The sequence below is a fragment of the Ruegeria sp. R14_0 genome (assembly GCF_017743975.1).
Lineage (GTDB): Bacteria > Pseudomonadota > Alphaproteobacteria > Rhodobacterales > Rhodobacteraceae > Ruegeria.
In genome coordinates this window covers 1,027,089-1,042,917 of record NZ_JAGHRC010000001.1, presented here as the reverse complement: position 1 = coordinate 1,042,917, position 15,829 = coordinate 1,027,089, and the positions used below count along the sequence as shown (strand labels likewise).

Below are 15,829 nucleotides of genomic sequence, written 5' to 3'. Positions count from 1 at the left end.
TGACATGACAGCCAAGAGGCAGCGGATGTTCAAAGGTCCTGATGAAACTCTTCGATCAGGTGTCGGACGACCGCCCGTCCTGGGTCTTCGCCTTTGGCAGAGGCTTCGGCATGAACGCGGCGTTGACGGGTCGACGATGTGCCGTTCTGGGCAATTTGCACCAGTTTCGCCAGTTCAGGCATGGTGCCCAGTGCCTCGGCATCTTCGGCCAGCATCCCCATCAATTCACCCATAAGTTCAGGCATTGGCTTGATGGAACGTTCGCCAAAGTCGATCATCCCTTCGCCCACGCCATAACGTTGCGCGCGCCAACGGTTTTCGCCGATCAGGAAGCGGTCATATTGCCGCCAGCGCAGGTTTCGGTCCTTCAGCCGGCACAGCATCCGAGTTAGGGCCTGCACCATAGCGGCAAGCGAGAGGGTGTGTTCCAGCCGTGGCTGCACGTCCATGATGCGGGTTTCCAGCGTAGGAAACCGGTGCGACGGGCGCAAATCCCACCAGATTTTCGTCGTGTCCTCGATCACACCCAACTCAACCAGAACACCCGTGGTGCGTTCATATTCGGACCAGCTTGAGAAGACCGGCGGCAGGCCGGTGCGGGGCAGGTTGTCAAACACGGTCAAGCGATAGGACGAAAGACCTGTGTCCTCACCATTCCAATAGGGGGATGAGGTCGACAGGGCCAGCAGATGCGGAAGGAAGTACGAAAGCTGCGGCATCAGATCGGCGCGCAGGGCCTGATCTGCCACGCCCACATGGACGTGCATGCCGCAAATCAACATCCGCCGCGCCACGCCACCCAGCGCGTGTTGCAACGCGTCATAGCGGTCTTTGCGCGTGTGATGCTGTTTCTTCCAATCGGCAAACGGATGGCATGAGACAGCGATCGGGGCCAGATTGTGCTCGGCTGCACGCTTTGAAACGCATGACCGCAGGCGCTTCAGATCCTCACGCGCTGAGCTGATGGTGACATGGGGCCGTGTTCCGACCTCAATCTGGCATTGCAGGAATTCGGGGCTGACCTGTCCTTCGAAATCGGCCTGGCAGGCTTCCATTAGTCCCGCTGGAGCTTCGGCAAGTTCAAGGCTGTCGCGATCGACCAGCAGATACTCTTCTTCGATGCCCAGCGTGAAGTCTTGCTGCATTCCGGCCCTCGCAATTGTGTTCGGACCAGTGAATACGGAAATCGCCTTTTTGCCAAGTGTTTGCCTGTCGGGTTCTTGCAGAGGCCCTATCCGCACGGGTAAGGAGGCGGTGAACATGTGACCAAACCCGGAGCCCTTCGTGAAACCCAGGAAATTCCCGCGGCTGAACGCCGTTCTCGACCGGTTTGGTGTGAAGCTAATCGACAAGGTGACCGAACGCGATGAGCGTGCCCGCCTTGAGGCGTTTGAACGGGCAGGTGGGTTGACCCGTCCGGCCTACGCCCTGTCACCGGGGATGGAGGGGTTCGACATCAGCCAATTGGTGGTGGAGCATCAGGAACACGCTGAGGCGCTTAGTGCATTGAAAGACCCGGAGCGGAACAAAACCGGTTATCGCATCAATAACGGCTACTACGACAGCCCGGATGCGGATGCTCTGTATCTGATGATCCGCCGGTTCAAGCCCAAGCGCGTGATCGAGGTCGGTTGCGGCAACTCGACCCGTGTAACCCGGCAAGCGATCATCGATGGCGGTCTGGACACAGAAGTCACGGCCATTGATCCCTATCCAAGGGCGGATATCGCCCATGTGGTGGACCGGTTCGAGCAGAAACGGCTGGAAGACGTCGACCCGGCCCTCTTTGAGCAGCTTGAGGCGGGCGATGTCCTATTCATCGATTCCAGCCATGTTGTGCGCATGAGCAATGACGTCGCGCATTTGTTTTGTCGCATCATTCCGGCCCTGAAACCCGGTGTCGTGATCCACGTGCACGATGTTTTTCTGCCCTATGAATATCCCAAGCGGTTCTTCTATGACTGCCCAGGCTGGGGTGAGCAGTACATGCTCCATGCTTTGTTGCAATCTGGTTCATATTCAATGCTTTGGCCTGGATTCCTGTTGCAACAGGATCGCCCGGACGCCGTCGAAGCCCTGCCGTTTCTGAAGGACGGCCGCGCCCAGAGCATCTGGGTTCAGGTAAAATAATTCTGATCCTTTTGTGATCCGGTGCGTCAAAACGCCCGTACCCCTTTCCATAACAAGCTGGAGAGGAGTTTACAGCCATGTTCCGCCGTACGTTTATGGGCGCCGCCGCCGCACTTGCACTTGCACTGCCCGTCAAAGCGCAGGCCGCAGATATCGTTGACACCGCCGTATCGGCCGGGTCGTTCAACACCCTGGTCGCCGCCGTTCAGGCCGCCGGTCTTGTCGGCACGTTGAAAAGCGATGGTCCGTTCACCGTATTCGCGCCCACAGACGAAGCGTTTGCTGCGCTGCCCGAAGGTACGGTGGAAACACTGCTGCTGCCGGAAAACAAAGACCAGCTGGTCGAAATCCTGACTTATCACGTGGTTCCCGCCAAGGTGATGTCGGGTGACATCGCAGGTAAGCGCGCGAAGGTGCTGACCGTGCAGGGCGACCGCCTGAGCGTGAACGCCAAGCGCGGTGTCAAAGTGAATGATGCCGAAGTTATTCAGGCCGATATCGAAACCAGCAATGGCGTGATCCACGTTGTGGACGCAGTCATCCTACCGGAATAAGAGTTTTCAAATAAGAAAAAGCCCCGGTCCTTGTGGCCGGGGCTTTGTCGTCAGACCAGTCTGACCTGAGTTCCGATTTGGACCAGCGGATAAAGCTCTTCGACATGCTGGTTGTACAGACCGATACAGCCTGACGAGCTTTGGCGTCCGATTTTGCGGGTGTCATGGGTTCCATGCACCAGGTAAGCCGGCCACCCCAGATACATCGCACGTGTGCCCAGCGGGTTGCCCGGTTCGCCGCCTTCCATCCGAACCGGCAAAAGCGGATCACGTTCGCGCATCGAGGCGGTCGGGGTCCAGCTTGGGTTTTCGGCTTTGCGAACAACCTTGGTATATCCACGTTTGGTCAGTTCCTCGCTCATGGGAACCGAACTTGGATACAGCTTGTAGGTGCCATCCGGGCCCCAATAGTGAACCGCACGGCTGGTGATATCGGCCAACAAAGCGCCTACACCCAACGTATCAAAGTGGTCCTGCCAGCTTTGCTGTGAGAAAGACGAGATGTTGCGGCGCACCGGCAATTGCGTGCTGATCGCCTCTTCGGTTGTGGGGAACGCATCTGTGCTTTGGGCACGCACAAGGGCAGGCGCTGCTACAAGGGACGCAGCCCCCAGCAGGGCCGAGCGGCGGGTCATACGGGAGTTGGACACGAAAGCCTCCGACAGTTCAAACTGCTTAATCACATGATTGCGAGTAAATTATTTGCGGCGGATGGGAATTTCCAGCCTTTCAAAGCTGAATTTATCGTGAAGGCGCAGGTTTTATGAGGTTATGGCGAGTCTTTGCCACAGAAAAACCCGGCCGGGATCGGCCGGGTCTGGTGTTTTGCCAGCCTGGATCAGTCCATGGCCTTGAAGTTGAACTCGCCACCTTCCTTGATGCCCGACGGCCAGCGGGCCGTGACGGTTTTGGTGCGGGTGTAGAACTTGAAGCTGTCAGGTCCATGCTGGTTCAGGTCACCGAACATGGATTTCTTCCAACCACCAAAGGTGTGATAGGCCAGCGGAACCGGGATCGGGACGTTGATGCCGACCATGCCGATATTCACACGGCTGGCAAAATCACGCGCGGTGTCGCCATCGCGGGTGAAGATCGCGGTACCGTTGCCGTATTCATGATCCATCGCAAGTTTCAGTGCTTCTTCGTAGGAACCCGCGCGCACGGTCGACAGAACCGGGCCAAAGATTTCCTGTTTGTAGATGTCCATTTCAGGCGTCACGTGGTCGAACAGGTGCGGTCCGACAAAGAAGCCGTCCTCATAGCCCTGCAGGCTGAAATCGCGGTTGTCGACGACCAGTTTGGCGCCTTGTTCGACGCCCGAGTTGATCAGGCCAAGAATACGCTCTTTCGCGGCACCCGTGACAACCGGGCCCATGTCGACATCGTCGCCAGCGGTGTAAGGGCCGACTTTCAGCTTTTCGATCCGCGGAACCAGCTTTTCGATCAGTGCATCGGCGGTTTCTTCACCAACCGGAACAGCGACCGATACGGCCATGCAGCGTTCACCCGCTGCGCCGAAACCGGCACCGACCAGCGCGTCTGCAGCCTGATCCATGTCGGCGTCAGGCATGACGATCATGTGGTTTTTTGCGCCGCCAAAACACTGCGCGCGCTTGCCATTCGCGGTTGCGCGGGAATAGATGTACTGCGCGATCGGGGTCGAGCCAACAAAGCTAACGCCCTGAATGATCTCGCTGTCGAGGATGGTATCTACGGCCTCTTTGTCACCGTTCACCACCTGGAAGACGCCCTTGGGCAGTCCCGCTTCGACGAACAGTTCGGCCAGCATCAAGGGAACCGAGGGGTCACGTTCGGACGGCTTCAGAACCACGGCGTTGCCGCAGGCCAGCGCCGGACCAACGTGCCACAGCGGCATCATTGCGGGGAAGTTGAACGGCATGATCGAGCCGACGACGCCCAAAGGCTGACGCATGGAGTACATGTCGATACCCGGACCTGCGCTGTCGGTGAATTCGCCCTTCAGCATCTGCGGCGCGGCGATGCAGTATTCGATCACTTCCAGACCGCGCTGCAGGTCGCCTTTGGCGTCGGGGATGGTCTTACCATGCTCGCGGCTCAGCGCTTCGGCCAGTTTGTCCATGTCGCGGTTCATCAGGTGAACCATCGCCATCATGACCCGTGCGCGTTTCTGCGGGTTGGTCGCGCCCCATGCAGGCTGTGCAGCGGCGGCGCTTTCGATGGCCGCGGTCGTTTCTGCCGCGCTTGCCATTGGGCACTTGTACTGCACCTCGCCAGTGGCGGGGTTAAAGACGTCGTCAAACCGACCCGAGGTTCCGGCGACGTTTTCGCCGTTGATGAAATGGGACAGCTCGGTCATGGCAGATCTCCTCCGAATAGAATTGCGCGCAGGATAGGCTTGCATAATTTGCATGAACAGAGGCAATGTCTCAAAGAAGTTTTGCAAAAATGCAAAGGGCGGGTTTTGACACCAAATTGGGATGACATGCGGGTCTTTTTGACGGTTGCGCGCGAGGAAAGCCTGTCAGCCGCCGGACGGCAGTTGAAAATCGATCCCGCGACGGTTGGGCGTCGGATTGCACGTTTAGAGGCTTCTTTGGACGCCCCGCTGTTTACCAAGTCGCAGCAGGGCTATTTGCTGACAGAAGCGGGCGCGCGGTTGATGGAACACGGCTTGAAAGCCGAAGAGGCGATGCGTGCTGCAGCAGGAGCCATGGCGGGCACGTCCAAGACGCTCAGCGGTCAGATACGGATCGGCGCGCCGGATGGATCGGCCAACTACCTTTTGCCTCAGGTTTGCGCGAAAATCAGCGATGCCAACCCGGATCTGGATATTCAGATCCTTGCCTTGCCACGTGTGATCAACCTGTCCCGGCGCGAGGCCGACATGGCCGTAACTGTCAGCGCACCAACTGCGGGCAGTCTTTTGGTGCAGAAGATCACCGATTATAAACTGCATCTGGTCGCAACGCGCGACTATCTGGCTGCGCATTCCGAAATCCGGTCGCTCGAGGATATCAAAGGCCATCGTATGATTGGCTATATTCCCGATATGATCTTTGACCGCGAGCTGGACTATCTGGTCGATATCGGTGTTGACCGTGTTCCGCTTGCATCGAATTCGGTGTCGGTGCAGCTGCGTCAAGTGACGTTGGGCACAGGTATCTGCGTGGCGCATGATTTCACGCTGCCATTCCATCCGAACTTGCAAAAAATCCTAACGGATCAGGTGAGTTTGACCCGCAGTTTTCACCTGGTGCGCCATCAGGGTGACCAGCGGAACGAACGCTTGAACCGTTTTGCACAGGCCCTGTCGCATGGCATTCGTGAAGAGGTTGAGCGGCTTGAAGCCGAAGTGTCACCTTGACAGGTTTATTCATTCCGGCAACGCTTTGGAAAACAGGACATTATTTCGGAGGTTAAGCATATGCTCGTTCAGGCCATTCTGAAGTCCAAGGCCACCGGAGGGGTCGTCACTGTTGCGCCAACGATCACGGTGTCTGACGCTTCGAAGATCTTGTCGGAAAAGCGCATCGGTACAGTGGTCGTGTCTGAGGATGGTGGCGAGACGGCAATGGGCATTCTGTCGGAACGTGACATCGTACGCGAACTGGCCGCCAGTGGTAGCGGATGTCTGAACCAGCCGGTCAGTGCCTACATGACGCATGATCTTGTAACGGCCACGCAGCAAGACACTGTTCAGGACATCATGAGCCGTATGACCGAAGGGCGATTTCGCCACATGCCAGTTGTCGAAGAGGGCAAGCTGGTGGGGATCGTGACGCTGGGCGATGTGGTCAAGGCTCAGTTGGCTGAACTGGCCATGGAGAAGGACGCTTTGCAAGGCATGATCATGGGCCACTGACATCCTATGACCTAACGCTGCCCCTTGCGTCCGCGGCAGAGTTATGTTTGCTGGCGCAGAATGATTGTTGCGCAGGAGGCCCTGATGAGGGTTGGATTATATCCGGGAACTTTCGATCCAATTACTCTGGGTCATATCGATATCATCCGGCGTGCTGCGGCGTTGGTCGACAAGCTGGTCATCGGTGTCGCCATTAACCGTGACAAAGGGCCTTTGTTCTCATTAGAAGAACGCGTGGCCATGATTGAGGCCGAATGCGCCCATCTGACCGAGCAAACCGGAACCGAAATCGTTGCGCATCCCTTTGAAAACCTGCTGATCGATTGCGCCCGTGATGTCGGAGCGCAGATCATCGTGCGCGGTCTGCGCGCGGTTGCGGACTTTGAATATGAATTCCAGATGGTCGGGATGAACCGGGCGCTGGACGACTCGATCGAGACCGTCTTTTTGATGGCCGAGGCGCGGCATCAGGCCATCGCGTCCAAACTGGTCAAGGAAATCGCCCGGTTGGACGGGGACGTGTCGAAATTCGTCACGCCCGCCGTCAAAGCCGCTCTGACAGAGCGTTTAAGCTAGGGCGCCCATTGCGGCTGCGGTGTCCAGCATCCGGTTCGAAAAGCCCCATTCATTGTCATACCAAGCCAAAACGCGCACCAGGGTACCGTCGGTCACCTTGGTTTCTGGCAGTGAAACGGTTGAGCTATGCGAGTCGTGGTTGAAATCCACCGAAATCAACGGGCGGTTCTCGGCCGCCAGAACTCCGGGGATTTTGGCCGCGGCATCCACGAACAGTTTGTTCACTTCTTCTTCGGTCGTGGGGCGCGAAACCTCGGCGACCAGGTCGACCACGGATACGTTCGGAGTGGGGACCCGAATGGCCTGACCGGTTAGCTTGCCAGCCAGTTGTGGCAGGACAAGCCCAACGGCCGAGGCTGCGCCGGTTGTGGTCGGGATCATCGACAGGGCAGCAGCGCGCGACAGGTAGGGGTCTTTGCCCGCCGTGTCGTGGACTGGTTGGCTGGCGGTATAGGCGTGCACCGTGGTCATGTTGCCATGCACAATGCCAAGGCCCGCATCCAGTGCGGCGGCCACGGGCGACAGGCAGTTGGTCGTGCACGAGGCGTTCGAAACAACGGTGTCCTCAGCGGTCAGTTCGTGATCGTTGACGCCAAACACAATGGTTTTCACCGCGCCGTCTCCACGAGCAGGGGCCGAGATCAGCACTTTTTTCGATCCGTTTTCAAAGTGACGAGACGCGGCTTCGCGTGTGCGGAACACGCCGGTGCATTCCAAAACCACGTCGATGTCCGACCAATCCAGCTTTTCGGGCTCACGTTCACTGGTCAGACGGATTGGGCCTGCACCAACATCCAAGCCGGCTTCGGTCAGAGTGACCGGTTTCGAATAGCGGCCATGCACGCTGTCGAATTCGAACAGATGTGCATTCATTTCGGGCTTTGCCAGATCGTTGATGGCTACGATTTCAACATCCGTGCGGCCCGATTCCATCACTGCGCGCAATACGCCGCGTCCGATCCGTCCAAATCCGTTGATTGCCAGCTTGAGTGTCATGTCCTGCTCCGTCCGAAATTTGGCAAAAATGAAGTTAGCGCTAACAACGCTAGTTGAGCAGAAAAGTCAAGCGAAACCTGAGTCAGCGCCAGAAGGCGAGCCAGTCCAGAAAGAAGTATAATTTCTTGCCGAGGAACAGCAGGTGTTCGGTTCCAAACAGCGCGTAGTCGATCAAAAACAGGCTCAGGATCAATAGGGCAAGCCAAATGGCGATTTGATTGGTCATGATGGCCCCGGACGAAAACGCCCGCCCAGATAACCTGAGCGGGCGAAAAGGTTCAAGATTTCAGAGGTATCTTAGTTAAGCCGACCCATCGCAACAGCGACGTCCGCCATACGGACCGAGAAGGCCCATTCATTGTCGTACCATGCCAGAACGCGGACCATGCGGTCGCCGACAACGCGGGTCTGGTCGGGTGCGAAGATCGAGCTTTCCTCGGTGTGGTTGAAGTCGGTCGAAACCAGCGGGGCAGACTCATAGCCCAGAACGCGCTGCATCGAGCCCTGCGCGGCTTCGCGCACGATGGCATTCACTTCCTCGGCTGTCACGTCACGCGAGGCGCGGAAGGTCAGGTCAACAGCTGAAACGTTCGGGGTCGGGACGCGGATGGCGGAACCGTCTAGACGACCTTTCAGGTTGGGCAGAACCTCGCCCAGAGCTTTCGCGGCCCCGGTCGATGTCGGGATCATCGACATTGCTGCAGCACGGGCACGGTACAAGTCGCTATGGCGACGGTCCAGCGTCGGCTGGTCGCCGGTATAGGCGTGGATCGTGGTCATGATGCCGTGTTCGATGCCGATACCTTCGTCCAGTACCTTGGCAAGCGGAGCAAGGCAGTTGGTGGTGCAGGATCCGTTCGAGACCATTTTGTCGTCAGCAACCAGGCTGTTGTGGTTCACGCCGTAGACGATGGTCTTGTCAACGTTTTTGCCGGGGGCGGACAGCAGAACTTTTTGCGCGCCGCGCTCAAGGTGCGTGTTGGCCTTTAGTCCGTCGTTGAATTTGCCGGTGCATTCCAGAACGACGTCACAGCCGTCCCAGTCCAGCTCGCTCATTTCGTAGGTCGAGAACATCTCCATCGGGCCGCGGCCGAGATCCATGGTTTTGCCTTCGATAGCGACGTCGCGGGGAAAGCGGCCGTGGATGCTGTCGTATTTCAGCAGATGCGCCGTGGTTTCCAGCGGACCAGTCGCATTGACCTTGATCACTTCGATATCGTTCCGGGCGGATGCCGCGATATGCGACAATGTACAACGGCCGATGCGGCCAAAACCATTGATGCCGACCTTGATGGTCATGTGACGTCTCCAACTGCGCTTGCTTTGCAGGCCATATAGCCGCCATTGCCTATTCTCAAAAGAGTAAAAGTGACATATTTTTAACGTGTTAGCGCAAACCTACGCCGGTTGCGCTAACGCTTGCGCTAGCCGTCGGATCAGGTAGGCTCCGAGTGCGGCAGGTGAGATGAAAGGAAGCACCATGAGCGGTCTGTTGGCCCTGTTGGATGACGTTGCGGGTATTGCAAAGGTTGCGGCGTCGTCCGTGGATGATGTGGTCGCAGCAGCAGGCAAGGCGGGGGCAAAGACGGCCGGGGTCATCATCGACGACGCGGCAGTTACCCCGAAATACGTTCAGGGATTCGCCCCGGCGCGGGAACTGCCGATCATCTGGCGCATTGCACGTGGGTCTATTTTTAACAAAATCATCTTATTGCTGCCCGTCGCCTTGTTGCTGTCCAATTTTGCCCCGTGGATGATCACGCCCTTGCTGATGCTGGGGGGGTCATATTTATGTTTCGAAGGGGCCGAAAAGATTTTCCACGTCCTTTTCCCGCACGGCAGTCATGTCATCAAAGAAGATATGGCCATTCGCGATCCCGGTCACCTTGAGGAACAAAAGGTCAGAGGGGCGATCAAGACCGATTTTATTCTGTCCGCCGAAATCATGACGATTGCGCTGGCGGCGGTTGAAGCTCCGAATCTGTGGATGCAAGCAGCCACTCTGGCCGTCGTCGGCATCGGTGTCACAGTGGCAGTTTATGGCTCGGTGGCGCTGATCGTAAAGATGGACGATGTTGGGTTGTACCTGGCTCAGAACGCCTTCACCCCGATTGGCCGTGGATTCGGTCGTGGATTGGTCAAGGCGATGCCGGTGGTGATGAAGGTTCTGTCCGTCGTCGGTACAGCGGCAATGCTGTGGGTGGGTGGATCTATCGTCATTCATGGGATGGAGGTTCTGGGCTTTGGCTGGTTGGGCCACCACATCCACGATTGGGCCCATGCGATCGGTCATTCCGTATCCGAACAGTGGGTTGGGGTGGTCGAATGGGTTTCCAAGGCAACGATGGACGGCGTGTTCGGCTTGGCCTGGGGGATGGTGTTGATTCCTTTGGCGACCAAGGTGATCTCGCCTGCTCTTAAGGCGATCAAAGGCAATTCCGAGGGGCACTGACGCGAGGTTACTGATGTTCCGCGCGCGAACGCTACATATTGTCGGCGCGAGCTGAAGGAACCAGAGCCCATGTCCGAACTTACACTGTCCCAGACACTTAAGTCAGTTGCACGTGTCGACGAAACGTTGAACTACCCGTTGCCGCCGAACTGGATGCAGGGTCGGACGGGTTTTGGCGGGTTCACGGCCGCGCTCTTGCTGCATACGGCGCGCGCGCAACACCCGAATTTACCGCCTTTGCGCTCTGCCATGATCAATTTTACGGCTCCGGTTACCGAAGGGCCCGGCGTCAATGCTGAGGTCCTGAGGCAGGGCCGCAACGTGACGACGCTTTTGTCGCGGGCGCAGGTCGGGGGTCAAACGGCTGCTGTCGGAACCTTTTCTTTTGGAGCCCCGCAACAAAGCCAGATTGCGGTGGAACACCCGGCGCAGATCGCGCCAGTTCCGGAGGACACGCCCAGTTATCTGCCGCAGGGTCTGACCAAGGCACCAATCCCATTTCTCGATAACTTTGACCTTCAGTTGATCGACGGACAACTGCCCTTTGCCGGTTCCGACAGGGGATATAACCGCGTCTGGGCCCGTCATAGGGACCCGCAAATGTGGGACAGACTGGAGGGATTGGTCGCTCTGGCCGATGTACTGCCGCCAATGGTTTTCCCGCTGTTGAAAGCGCCGACAGTCAATTCTTCGATGAACTGGATGATAAATCTGTTGTCCGAGTCTGTTCAAACCCGTGACGGGTGGTGGTTGATGGAGAACCAGTTGACCGCTGGCCGCGATGGCTACAGCTCACAAGTGATGCGGATGTGGAACACGGATGGAGAACTGGTGGTCGATGGCATGCAGTCCGTAATAATCTTCGGCTAAGCCTTTCTAAAGCAAGTAAAAAGCCCCGGGCAGTTCCGGGGCTTTTCTTGTTTCTGACAAGGGGGTGCGGGTTTACCCCAGCAGTTCCTTAACCTTGGCAACTGTTGCCTCGGCTGTGATACCGAAGTGTTTGTACAGCTCACCTGCAGGTGCAGATGCACCAAAGCTGTCCATGCCGATAAAGCCTGCTTTGGCCTCACGACCACGCTCACCCAGCAACCAGCGATCCCAGCCGCCGGCGCGGACTGCGGCCTCGATTCCGACACGGACCGGGCCGCCCGGCAGGACGCGCTTACGATAGGCTTCGTCCTGCTCGGCGAACAGTTCCATCGACGGCATCGAGACGACGCGGGTACCAATGCCTTCGGCCTCAAGCATTGCTTTGGCTTCCATCGCCAGAGACACTTCGGAACCGGTGGCGATCAGAATGGCCTGACGTTTGGAGTCCGCATCAGCCAGAACGTAAGCGCCTTGTGCGGTCAGGTTCTTGGTCTTGTGGTCCTTGCGAACGGTCGGCACGCCCTGACGGGTCAGCGACAAAACCGACGGGCTGTCCTTGAAGGTCAGCGCCAGTTCCCAGGCTTCCGCTGTCTCAACCGTATCGGCGGGGCGGAACACATAAGTGTTCGGTGTCGCACGGCTGATTGCCAGATGCTCAACCGGCTGGTGGGTCGGACCGTCTTCGCCCAGGCCGATCGAATCGTGGGTCATCACGAAGACCGATGGGATTTTCATCAGCGCGGCCAGACGCATGGAGGGGCGGGCATAGTCGGTAAACGCCATGAACGTGCCGCCATAGGGGCGGATGCCACCATGCAGCGCCATACCATTCATTGCAGCGGCCATACCATGTTCGCGGATGCCGTAGTGGATGTAACGGCCCTTGCGGTTTTCCGGCAGGAACACGCCCATATCGGCGGATTTGGTGTTGTTCGAGCCGGTCAGGTCAGCAGAACCGCCAACGGTCTCGGTCATGATCGGGTTCACGACGTTCAGAACCTTTTCAGACGAGGCGCGGGTGGCCAGTTTCGGCTGATCTTCCGACATCTGCTTTTTGAACGCGCGGATGGCACCTGCCAGCTTCTTGGGTGCTTCAAACGCGTATGCGCGGTTGAACTCGGCCTGTTTGCGCTCGGACAACTGGGCAAAACGCTCTTCCCATTCTGCTCGCTCGGCAGCGCCGCGGGCACCAATGGCTTCCCAGGCCGATTTCACTTCGGCCGGGATTTCAAAGGCAGCGTGCGGCCAGCCATAGCCGTCTTTGGCAGCTTTGAGCTGATCCTGATCCGTCAGCGCGCCGTGACCCTTCGAGGTATCCTGTGCTGCGTGACCCAGAGCGATATGGCTTTCGCATGCGATCATGGTCGGTTTGTTCGACTGTTTTGCCTGGACGATGGCTGCATCGATCGCTTGCGGATCGTGGCCGTCGATTTCAATCACGTGCCACCCCGAAGCCGCAAAGCGGCGAACCTGATCGGTGCGGTCGGCGATATCAACAGTGCCGTCGATGGTGATGTTGTTGTTGTCCCAGAAGACAATCAGCTTGCTCAGTTCATGACGACCGGCCAGCGTTATGGCTTCTTGGCTGACACCCTCCATAAGGCAACCGTCACCTGCGATCACATAGGTATAGTGGTCAACGACTTTTTTGCCGTAATGCGCGCGCTGGATTTCCTCGGCCATGGCAAAGCCAACAGCGTTTGAGATACCCTGACCCAGCGGCCCGGTGGTGGTTTCGATCCCGTCGACCAGGAAGTTTTCCGGGTGACCTGCGGTCTTTGCGCCCAACTGGCGGAAGTTCTTGATCTCATCCAGCGTCACGTCGGCATGGCCGGTGAGATACAGCAGCGAGTAGACCAGCATCGAGCCGTGACCTGCCGACAGGATGAACCGGTCGCGGTCCGGCCAGTTCGGGGCCGTGGCGTCGAATTTCAGGTGCTTTTCAAACAGCACGGTCGCCACATCGGCCATGCCCATGGGCATGCCGGAATGGCCGGAATTGGCGGCGGCGACGGCATCAAGAGTCAGGGTGCGGATGGCCGCAGCCTTGTTCCAGTGTTCAGGATTGGCATTGCGCAGCGCAGTCAGGTCCACGGGCGTTGTTCCTTTGGATTACAGGCAGATGGGGCGCTCAATACCATTCACCCCTCAAAGTGCAAGCAGAACCCGGGGTTGCGGTCCGTTGATGCTTCAAGAATGCTGTCCAAGTGGTTGAAAGCAAACAGTGGGTATTTTCCGTTCCGTTCGGTTAGACTAGGGCAATACTCGGCCCGTATTGATTCGGACGGGCCCTCGAAAAAGTGAACCTTGGTAAAGAGGTGGCAGGGGCATGAGCCAAATCGAAGACTTACAGCGCCGTATCATTGCCGCGATGGATAGGATCGGAGCCGGAATGGACGCGTTGCGCGACGCGCCGGTTGCAAGTGGTGACCAGGATTCCGAGTTGCGCACGGCGCTCGAAGACGAACGCGTCGCAAACGCGCAGTTGGAAGAGCGGCTGAAATCTCTGAAAGAACGGCATGAAAAGGAAGTCGACGCCATGCGCGCCGACATGGAGGCGCTGAAATCTGCGCCTGCCGAAGATCCCGAGAATGGCGCGTTGCGTCAGCAGTTGGCCGAGGCGTCGGCCAAACTGGCCTCTGTCGAGGCGGCCAGAGCTGAATTGGCCGAGGCCAAGGCTGCGCTGGAAAACCACGATGAACTGGCCGCACTGAAATCGGAAAATGAAGAGCTCAGGGCGGTTGTCAGCAAGGCACAGGCCCTGGAACAGGAAAACAACCGCTTGCAGTCTGAACTGGCCGACAGCGAGCGAGTGGCCGAACTGAACGCCGAGCTTGAAATGCTGCGCGCCGAACGCACCAGCCACGGTGCGGCGATGTCGCGTCTGGATGATGACCTGCAGCGCATGCGCAAGGCTAACGAACAGTTGCGCGAGTCCGTGGATGAGTTGCGCGCCGCCAGCGAAGGCGGCCTGCCAGATGCCGAGCTTCTGAACCGCGCCACGGTGGCCGAACTTGAGGCGACCAAGGCTGCACAGGCAACAGACGCCGCCGAGGCCCAGGCTGTACTGGCTCGGCTGGAACCATTGCTGTCGCAGGCTAAACTGGCTGAGGGAGAGGTAGAATAATGCCCGAATTGACCATTCATATCGGTGGGCGCGGCTTTGATGTCTCGTGCCAGGATGGCGAGGAACAGTTCCTGCAAACTGCCGCCAAGATGTTGGACGATGAGGCGCAGGTTCTATCCGATCAGATTGGCCGGATGCCCGAGGCGCGGATGCTGCTGATGGCTGGCCTGATGTTGGCCGACAAAACTGCAGCGACGGATGACAAGCTCAAAGCGGCTGAGGCCAAACTGTCTGCACTCGAGGCTGAGTTGCAGGGACTGCGCAATCAACCTGCGCCCGAACCCGAGCGGGTCGAGGTCGCCGTAGTGCCGCCTTCCGTCACGGACACACTGGCCGAACTGGCCGCCCGGGCCGAAGCACTGGCCACGGTGATCGAGGAGAAATCGACAAAATGAACGCGTTGAAAACCGTTGCGATTGCAGGCCTGTTCGGTCTGCAGGGCGGGGCTGTGTGGGCGGATATGGATATCCTGCCGGTTACGTTCACCTGCGAAAATGGCGTGCCGCTGGAGGTTGCGTATTTCAACGCGCCGGATGGGTCCAGCGCCGCTGCAATGCTGGTGGACAACCAATTGGTCGCTTTGCAGCAGGTGCCCAGCGGATCGGGCATTCGCTATGAATCGCAGGGTTCCAACGGGTCTTACATCCTGCGTTCAAAAGGATGGGATGCGACCGTCAGCTTTCTGGCGACCGGTGGGGCCGCCAGTGAGCAGGTTGTTCTACAGAATTGCTCCAGCCGCTGATCAGGCGTTCGCTTCGCGGATCTTGTCGGCCGCTTCCTTGTTGTAGCCGACACCGTTTTCGTCAAACAGCGTGTCCAACTCGCCGGACAGGGTCATCTCGGTGATGATGTCGCAACCGCCGACGAATTCACCTTTGACGTAAAGCTGCGGCACGGTCGGCCAGTCCGAGTAGTCCTTGATCCCCTGACGAACTTCCTCATCGGCCAGAACGTTCACATCAGCATAGTCGACGCCCATATAGTTCAGCACTCCGGCGACGCGGGATGAGAACCCACATTGAGGCATCTCTTTGGTGCCCTTCATGTAGAGAACCACATCGTTGGCTTTGACGGTTTCGTCAATCTGGGTTTTTACGTCAGTCATTTCGCGTTTCCTTTGCTCTTCGGCATAATCGCTTTGGCGTACTCTTCTGGGTTCTTCCGAACATGGGTCTGCGCCGAGTTAATTGCACCGTCATGTGACTTGTAGGAGGAATGCAGGAGGTGCTTTCCATGCTCGGGTTGCGATCCTCGTCTTGATTTGCGTCCAGTCTTTGAAT

General features: G+C 58.0%; 18 protein-coding genes. 10 read left to right on the top strand and 8 right to left on the bottom strand.

Annotated features, from left to right (window positions below; all coding sequences use genetic code 11):
- Positions 1-29: 29 nt before the first annotated feature.
- Positions 30-1,145 (bottom strand): carboxylate-amine ligase, encoded by a 1,116-nt coding sequence (locus tag J7416_RS05130; protein WP_209223640.1) that lies wholly within the window; start codon positions 1,143-1,145, stop codon positions 30-32.
- A 139-nt stretch (positions 1,146-1,284) separates the two neighbouring features.
- On the opposite strand from J7416_RS05130, the gene J7416_RS05125 reads away from it, so the two are divergent.
- Both J7416_RS05125 and J7416_RS05120 read left to right on the top strand, forming a co-directional pair.
- A complete protein-coding gene (locus J7416_RS05125; protein ID WP_209223639.1) occupies positions 1,285-2,130 on the top strand; it encodes a class I SAM-dependent methyltransferase in 846 nt (281 codons plus the stop codon).
- A 77-nt stretch (positions 2,131-2,207) separates the two neighbouring features.
- On the top strand, positions 2,208-2,684 hold the full coding sequence (locus J7416_RS05120; protein WP_209223638.1) for a fasciclin domain-containing protein: 477 nt from the start codon (positions 2,208-2,210) through the stop codon (positions 2,682-2,684).
- A gap of 50 nt (positions 2,685-2,734) precedes the next feature.
- On the opposite strand, the gene J7416_RS05115 is transcribed toward J7416_RS05120, so the two are convergent.
- Positions 2,735-3,319, bottom strand: a complete 585-nt coding sequence (locus J7416_RS05115) for a L,D-transpeptidase (RefSeq protein ID WP_209223828.1) — start codon at positions 3,317-3,319, stop codon at positions 2,735-2,737.
- A 203-nt stretch (positions 3,320-3,522) separates the two neighbouring features.
- Positions 3,523-5,022, bottom strand: a complete 1,500-nt coding sequence (locus J7416_RS05110; RefSeq protein WP_209223637.1) for a CoA-acylating methylmalonate-semialdehyde dehydrogenase — start codon at positions 5,020-5,022, stop codon at positions 3,523-3,525.
- 105 nt (positions 5,023-5,127) lie between these two features.
- Here J7416_RS05110 and J7416_RS05105 point away from each other — a divergent pair, with 105 nt between their 5' ends.
- The 3 genes from J7416_RS05105 to coaD all read left to right on the top strand — a co-directional run bounded on the left by J7416_RS05105 (position 5,128) and on the right by coaD (position 7,104).
- Positions 5,128-6,030 (top strand): LysR family transcriptional regulator, encoded by a 903-nt coding sequence (locus tag J7416_RS05105; protein ID WP_209223636.1) that lies wholly within the window; start codon positions 5,128-5,130, stop codon positions 6,028-6,030.
- 60 nt (positions 6,031-6,090) lie between these two features.
- Entirely contained in the window at positions 6,091-6,528 is a 438-nt protein-coding gene (locus J7416_RS05100) for a CBS domain-containing protein (RefSeq protein WP_209223635.1), read from the top strand.
- An 84-nt stretch (positions 6,529-6,612) separates the two neighbouring features.
- Positions 6,613-7,104 carry a pantetheine-phosphate adenylyltransferase gene (gene coaD / locus J7416_RS05095; protein ID WP_209223634.1) on the top strand — a complete coding sequence of 164 codons (492 nt, stop codon included), beginning with the start codon at positions 6,613-6,615 and terminating at the stop codon, positions 7,102-7,104.
- On the opposite strand, the gene gap (J7416_RS05090) is transcribed toward coaD, so the two are convergent.
- From gap (J7416_RS05090) to gap (J7416_RS05080), 3 genes are all read right to left on the bottom strand, one after another.
- Complete coding sequence (gene gap / locus J7416_RS05090) at positions 7,096-8,100, bottom strand: type I glyceraldehyde-3-phosphate dehydrogenase (RefSeq protein WP_209223633.1); 1,005 nt, start codon at positions 8,098-8,100, stop codon at positions 7,096-7,098. The two genes, coaD and gap (J7416_RS05090), sit on opposite strands and share 9 nt — an antisense overlap.
- Before the next feature lie 82 nt (positions 8,101-8,182).
- On the bottom strand, positions 8,183-8,326 hold the full coding sequence (locus tag J7416_RS05085; protein WP_209223632.1) for a hypothetical protein: 144 nt from the start codon (positions 8,324-8,326) through the stop codon (positions 8,183-8,185).
- 71 nt (positions 8,327-8,397) lie between these two features.
- On the bottom strand, positions 8,398-9,399 hold the full coding sequence (gene gap / locus J7416_RS05080; protein WP_209223631.1) for a type I glyceraldehyde-3-phosphate dehydrogenase: 1,002 nt from the start codon (positions 9,397-9,399) through the stop codon (positions 8,398-8,400).
- Between the two features lie 181 nt (positions 9,400-9,580).
- On the opposite strand from gap (J7416_RS05080), the gene J7416_RS05075 reads away from it, so the two are divergent.
- A complete protein-coding gene (locus J7416_RS05075) occupies positions 9,581-10,552 on the top strand; it encodes a DUF808 domain-containing protein (RefSeq protein WP_209223630.1) in 972 nt (323 codons plus the stop codon).
- Between the two features lie 69 nt (positions 10,553-10,621).
- Complete coding sequence (locus tag J7416_RS05070; RefSeq protein ID WP_209223629.1) at positions 10,622-11,422, top strand: thioesterase family protein; 801 nt, start codon at positions 10,622-10,624, stop codon at positions 11,420-11,422.
- Positions 11,423-11,494: 72 nt separating this feature from the next.
- Here the strand turns inward: J7416_RS05070 and tkt are convergent, their stop codons facing one another.
- The gene (gene tkt / locus J7416_RS05065; protein ID WP_209223628.1) at positions 11,495-13,516 is read right to left on the bottom strand and encodes a transketolase; all 2,022 of its coding nucleotides are present in this window, start codon (positions 13,514-13,516) and stop codon (positions 11,495-11,497) included.
- Positions 13,517-13,751: 235 nt separating this feature from the next.
- Here tkt and J7416_RS05060 point away from each other — a divergent pair, with 235 nt between their 5' ends.
- Genes J7416_RS05060 through J7416_RS05050 form a run of 3 tightly spaced genes read left to right on the top strand, consistent with a single transcriptional unit; the run spans position 13,752 to position 15,291 of the window.
- A complete protein-coding gene (locus tag J7416_RS05060) occupies positions 13,752-14,549 on the top strand; it encodes a hypothetical protein (RefSeq protein WP_209223627.1) in 798 nt (265 codons plus the stop codon).
- The gene (locus J7416_RS05055; protein ID WP_209223626.1) at positions 14,549-14,944 is read left to right on the top strand and encodes a cell division protein ZapA; all 396 of its coding nucleotides are present in this window, start codon (positions 14,549-14,551) and stop codon (positions 14,942-14,944) included. Before J7416_RS05060 ends, J7416_RS05055 begins: the two co-directional genes overlap by 1 nt.
- Entirely contained in the window at positions 14,941-15,291 is a 351-nt protein-coding gene (locus J7416_RS05050; RefSeq protein WP_209223625.1) for an MliC family protein, read from the top strand. Before J7416_RS05055 ends, J7416_RS05050 begins: the two co-directional genes overlap by 4 nt.
- Here J7416_RS05050 and grxD read toward each other — a convergent pair whose 3' ends face one another.
- Positions 15,292-15,654, bottom strand: a complete 363-nt coding sequence (grxD, locus tag J7416_RS05045; protein ID WP_209223624.1) for a Grx4 family monothiol glutaredoxin — start codon at positions 15,652-15,654, stop codon at positions 15,292-15,294.
- Positions 15,655-15,829: the final 175 nt, after the last annotated feature.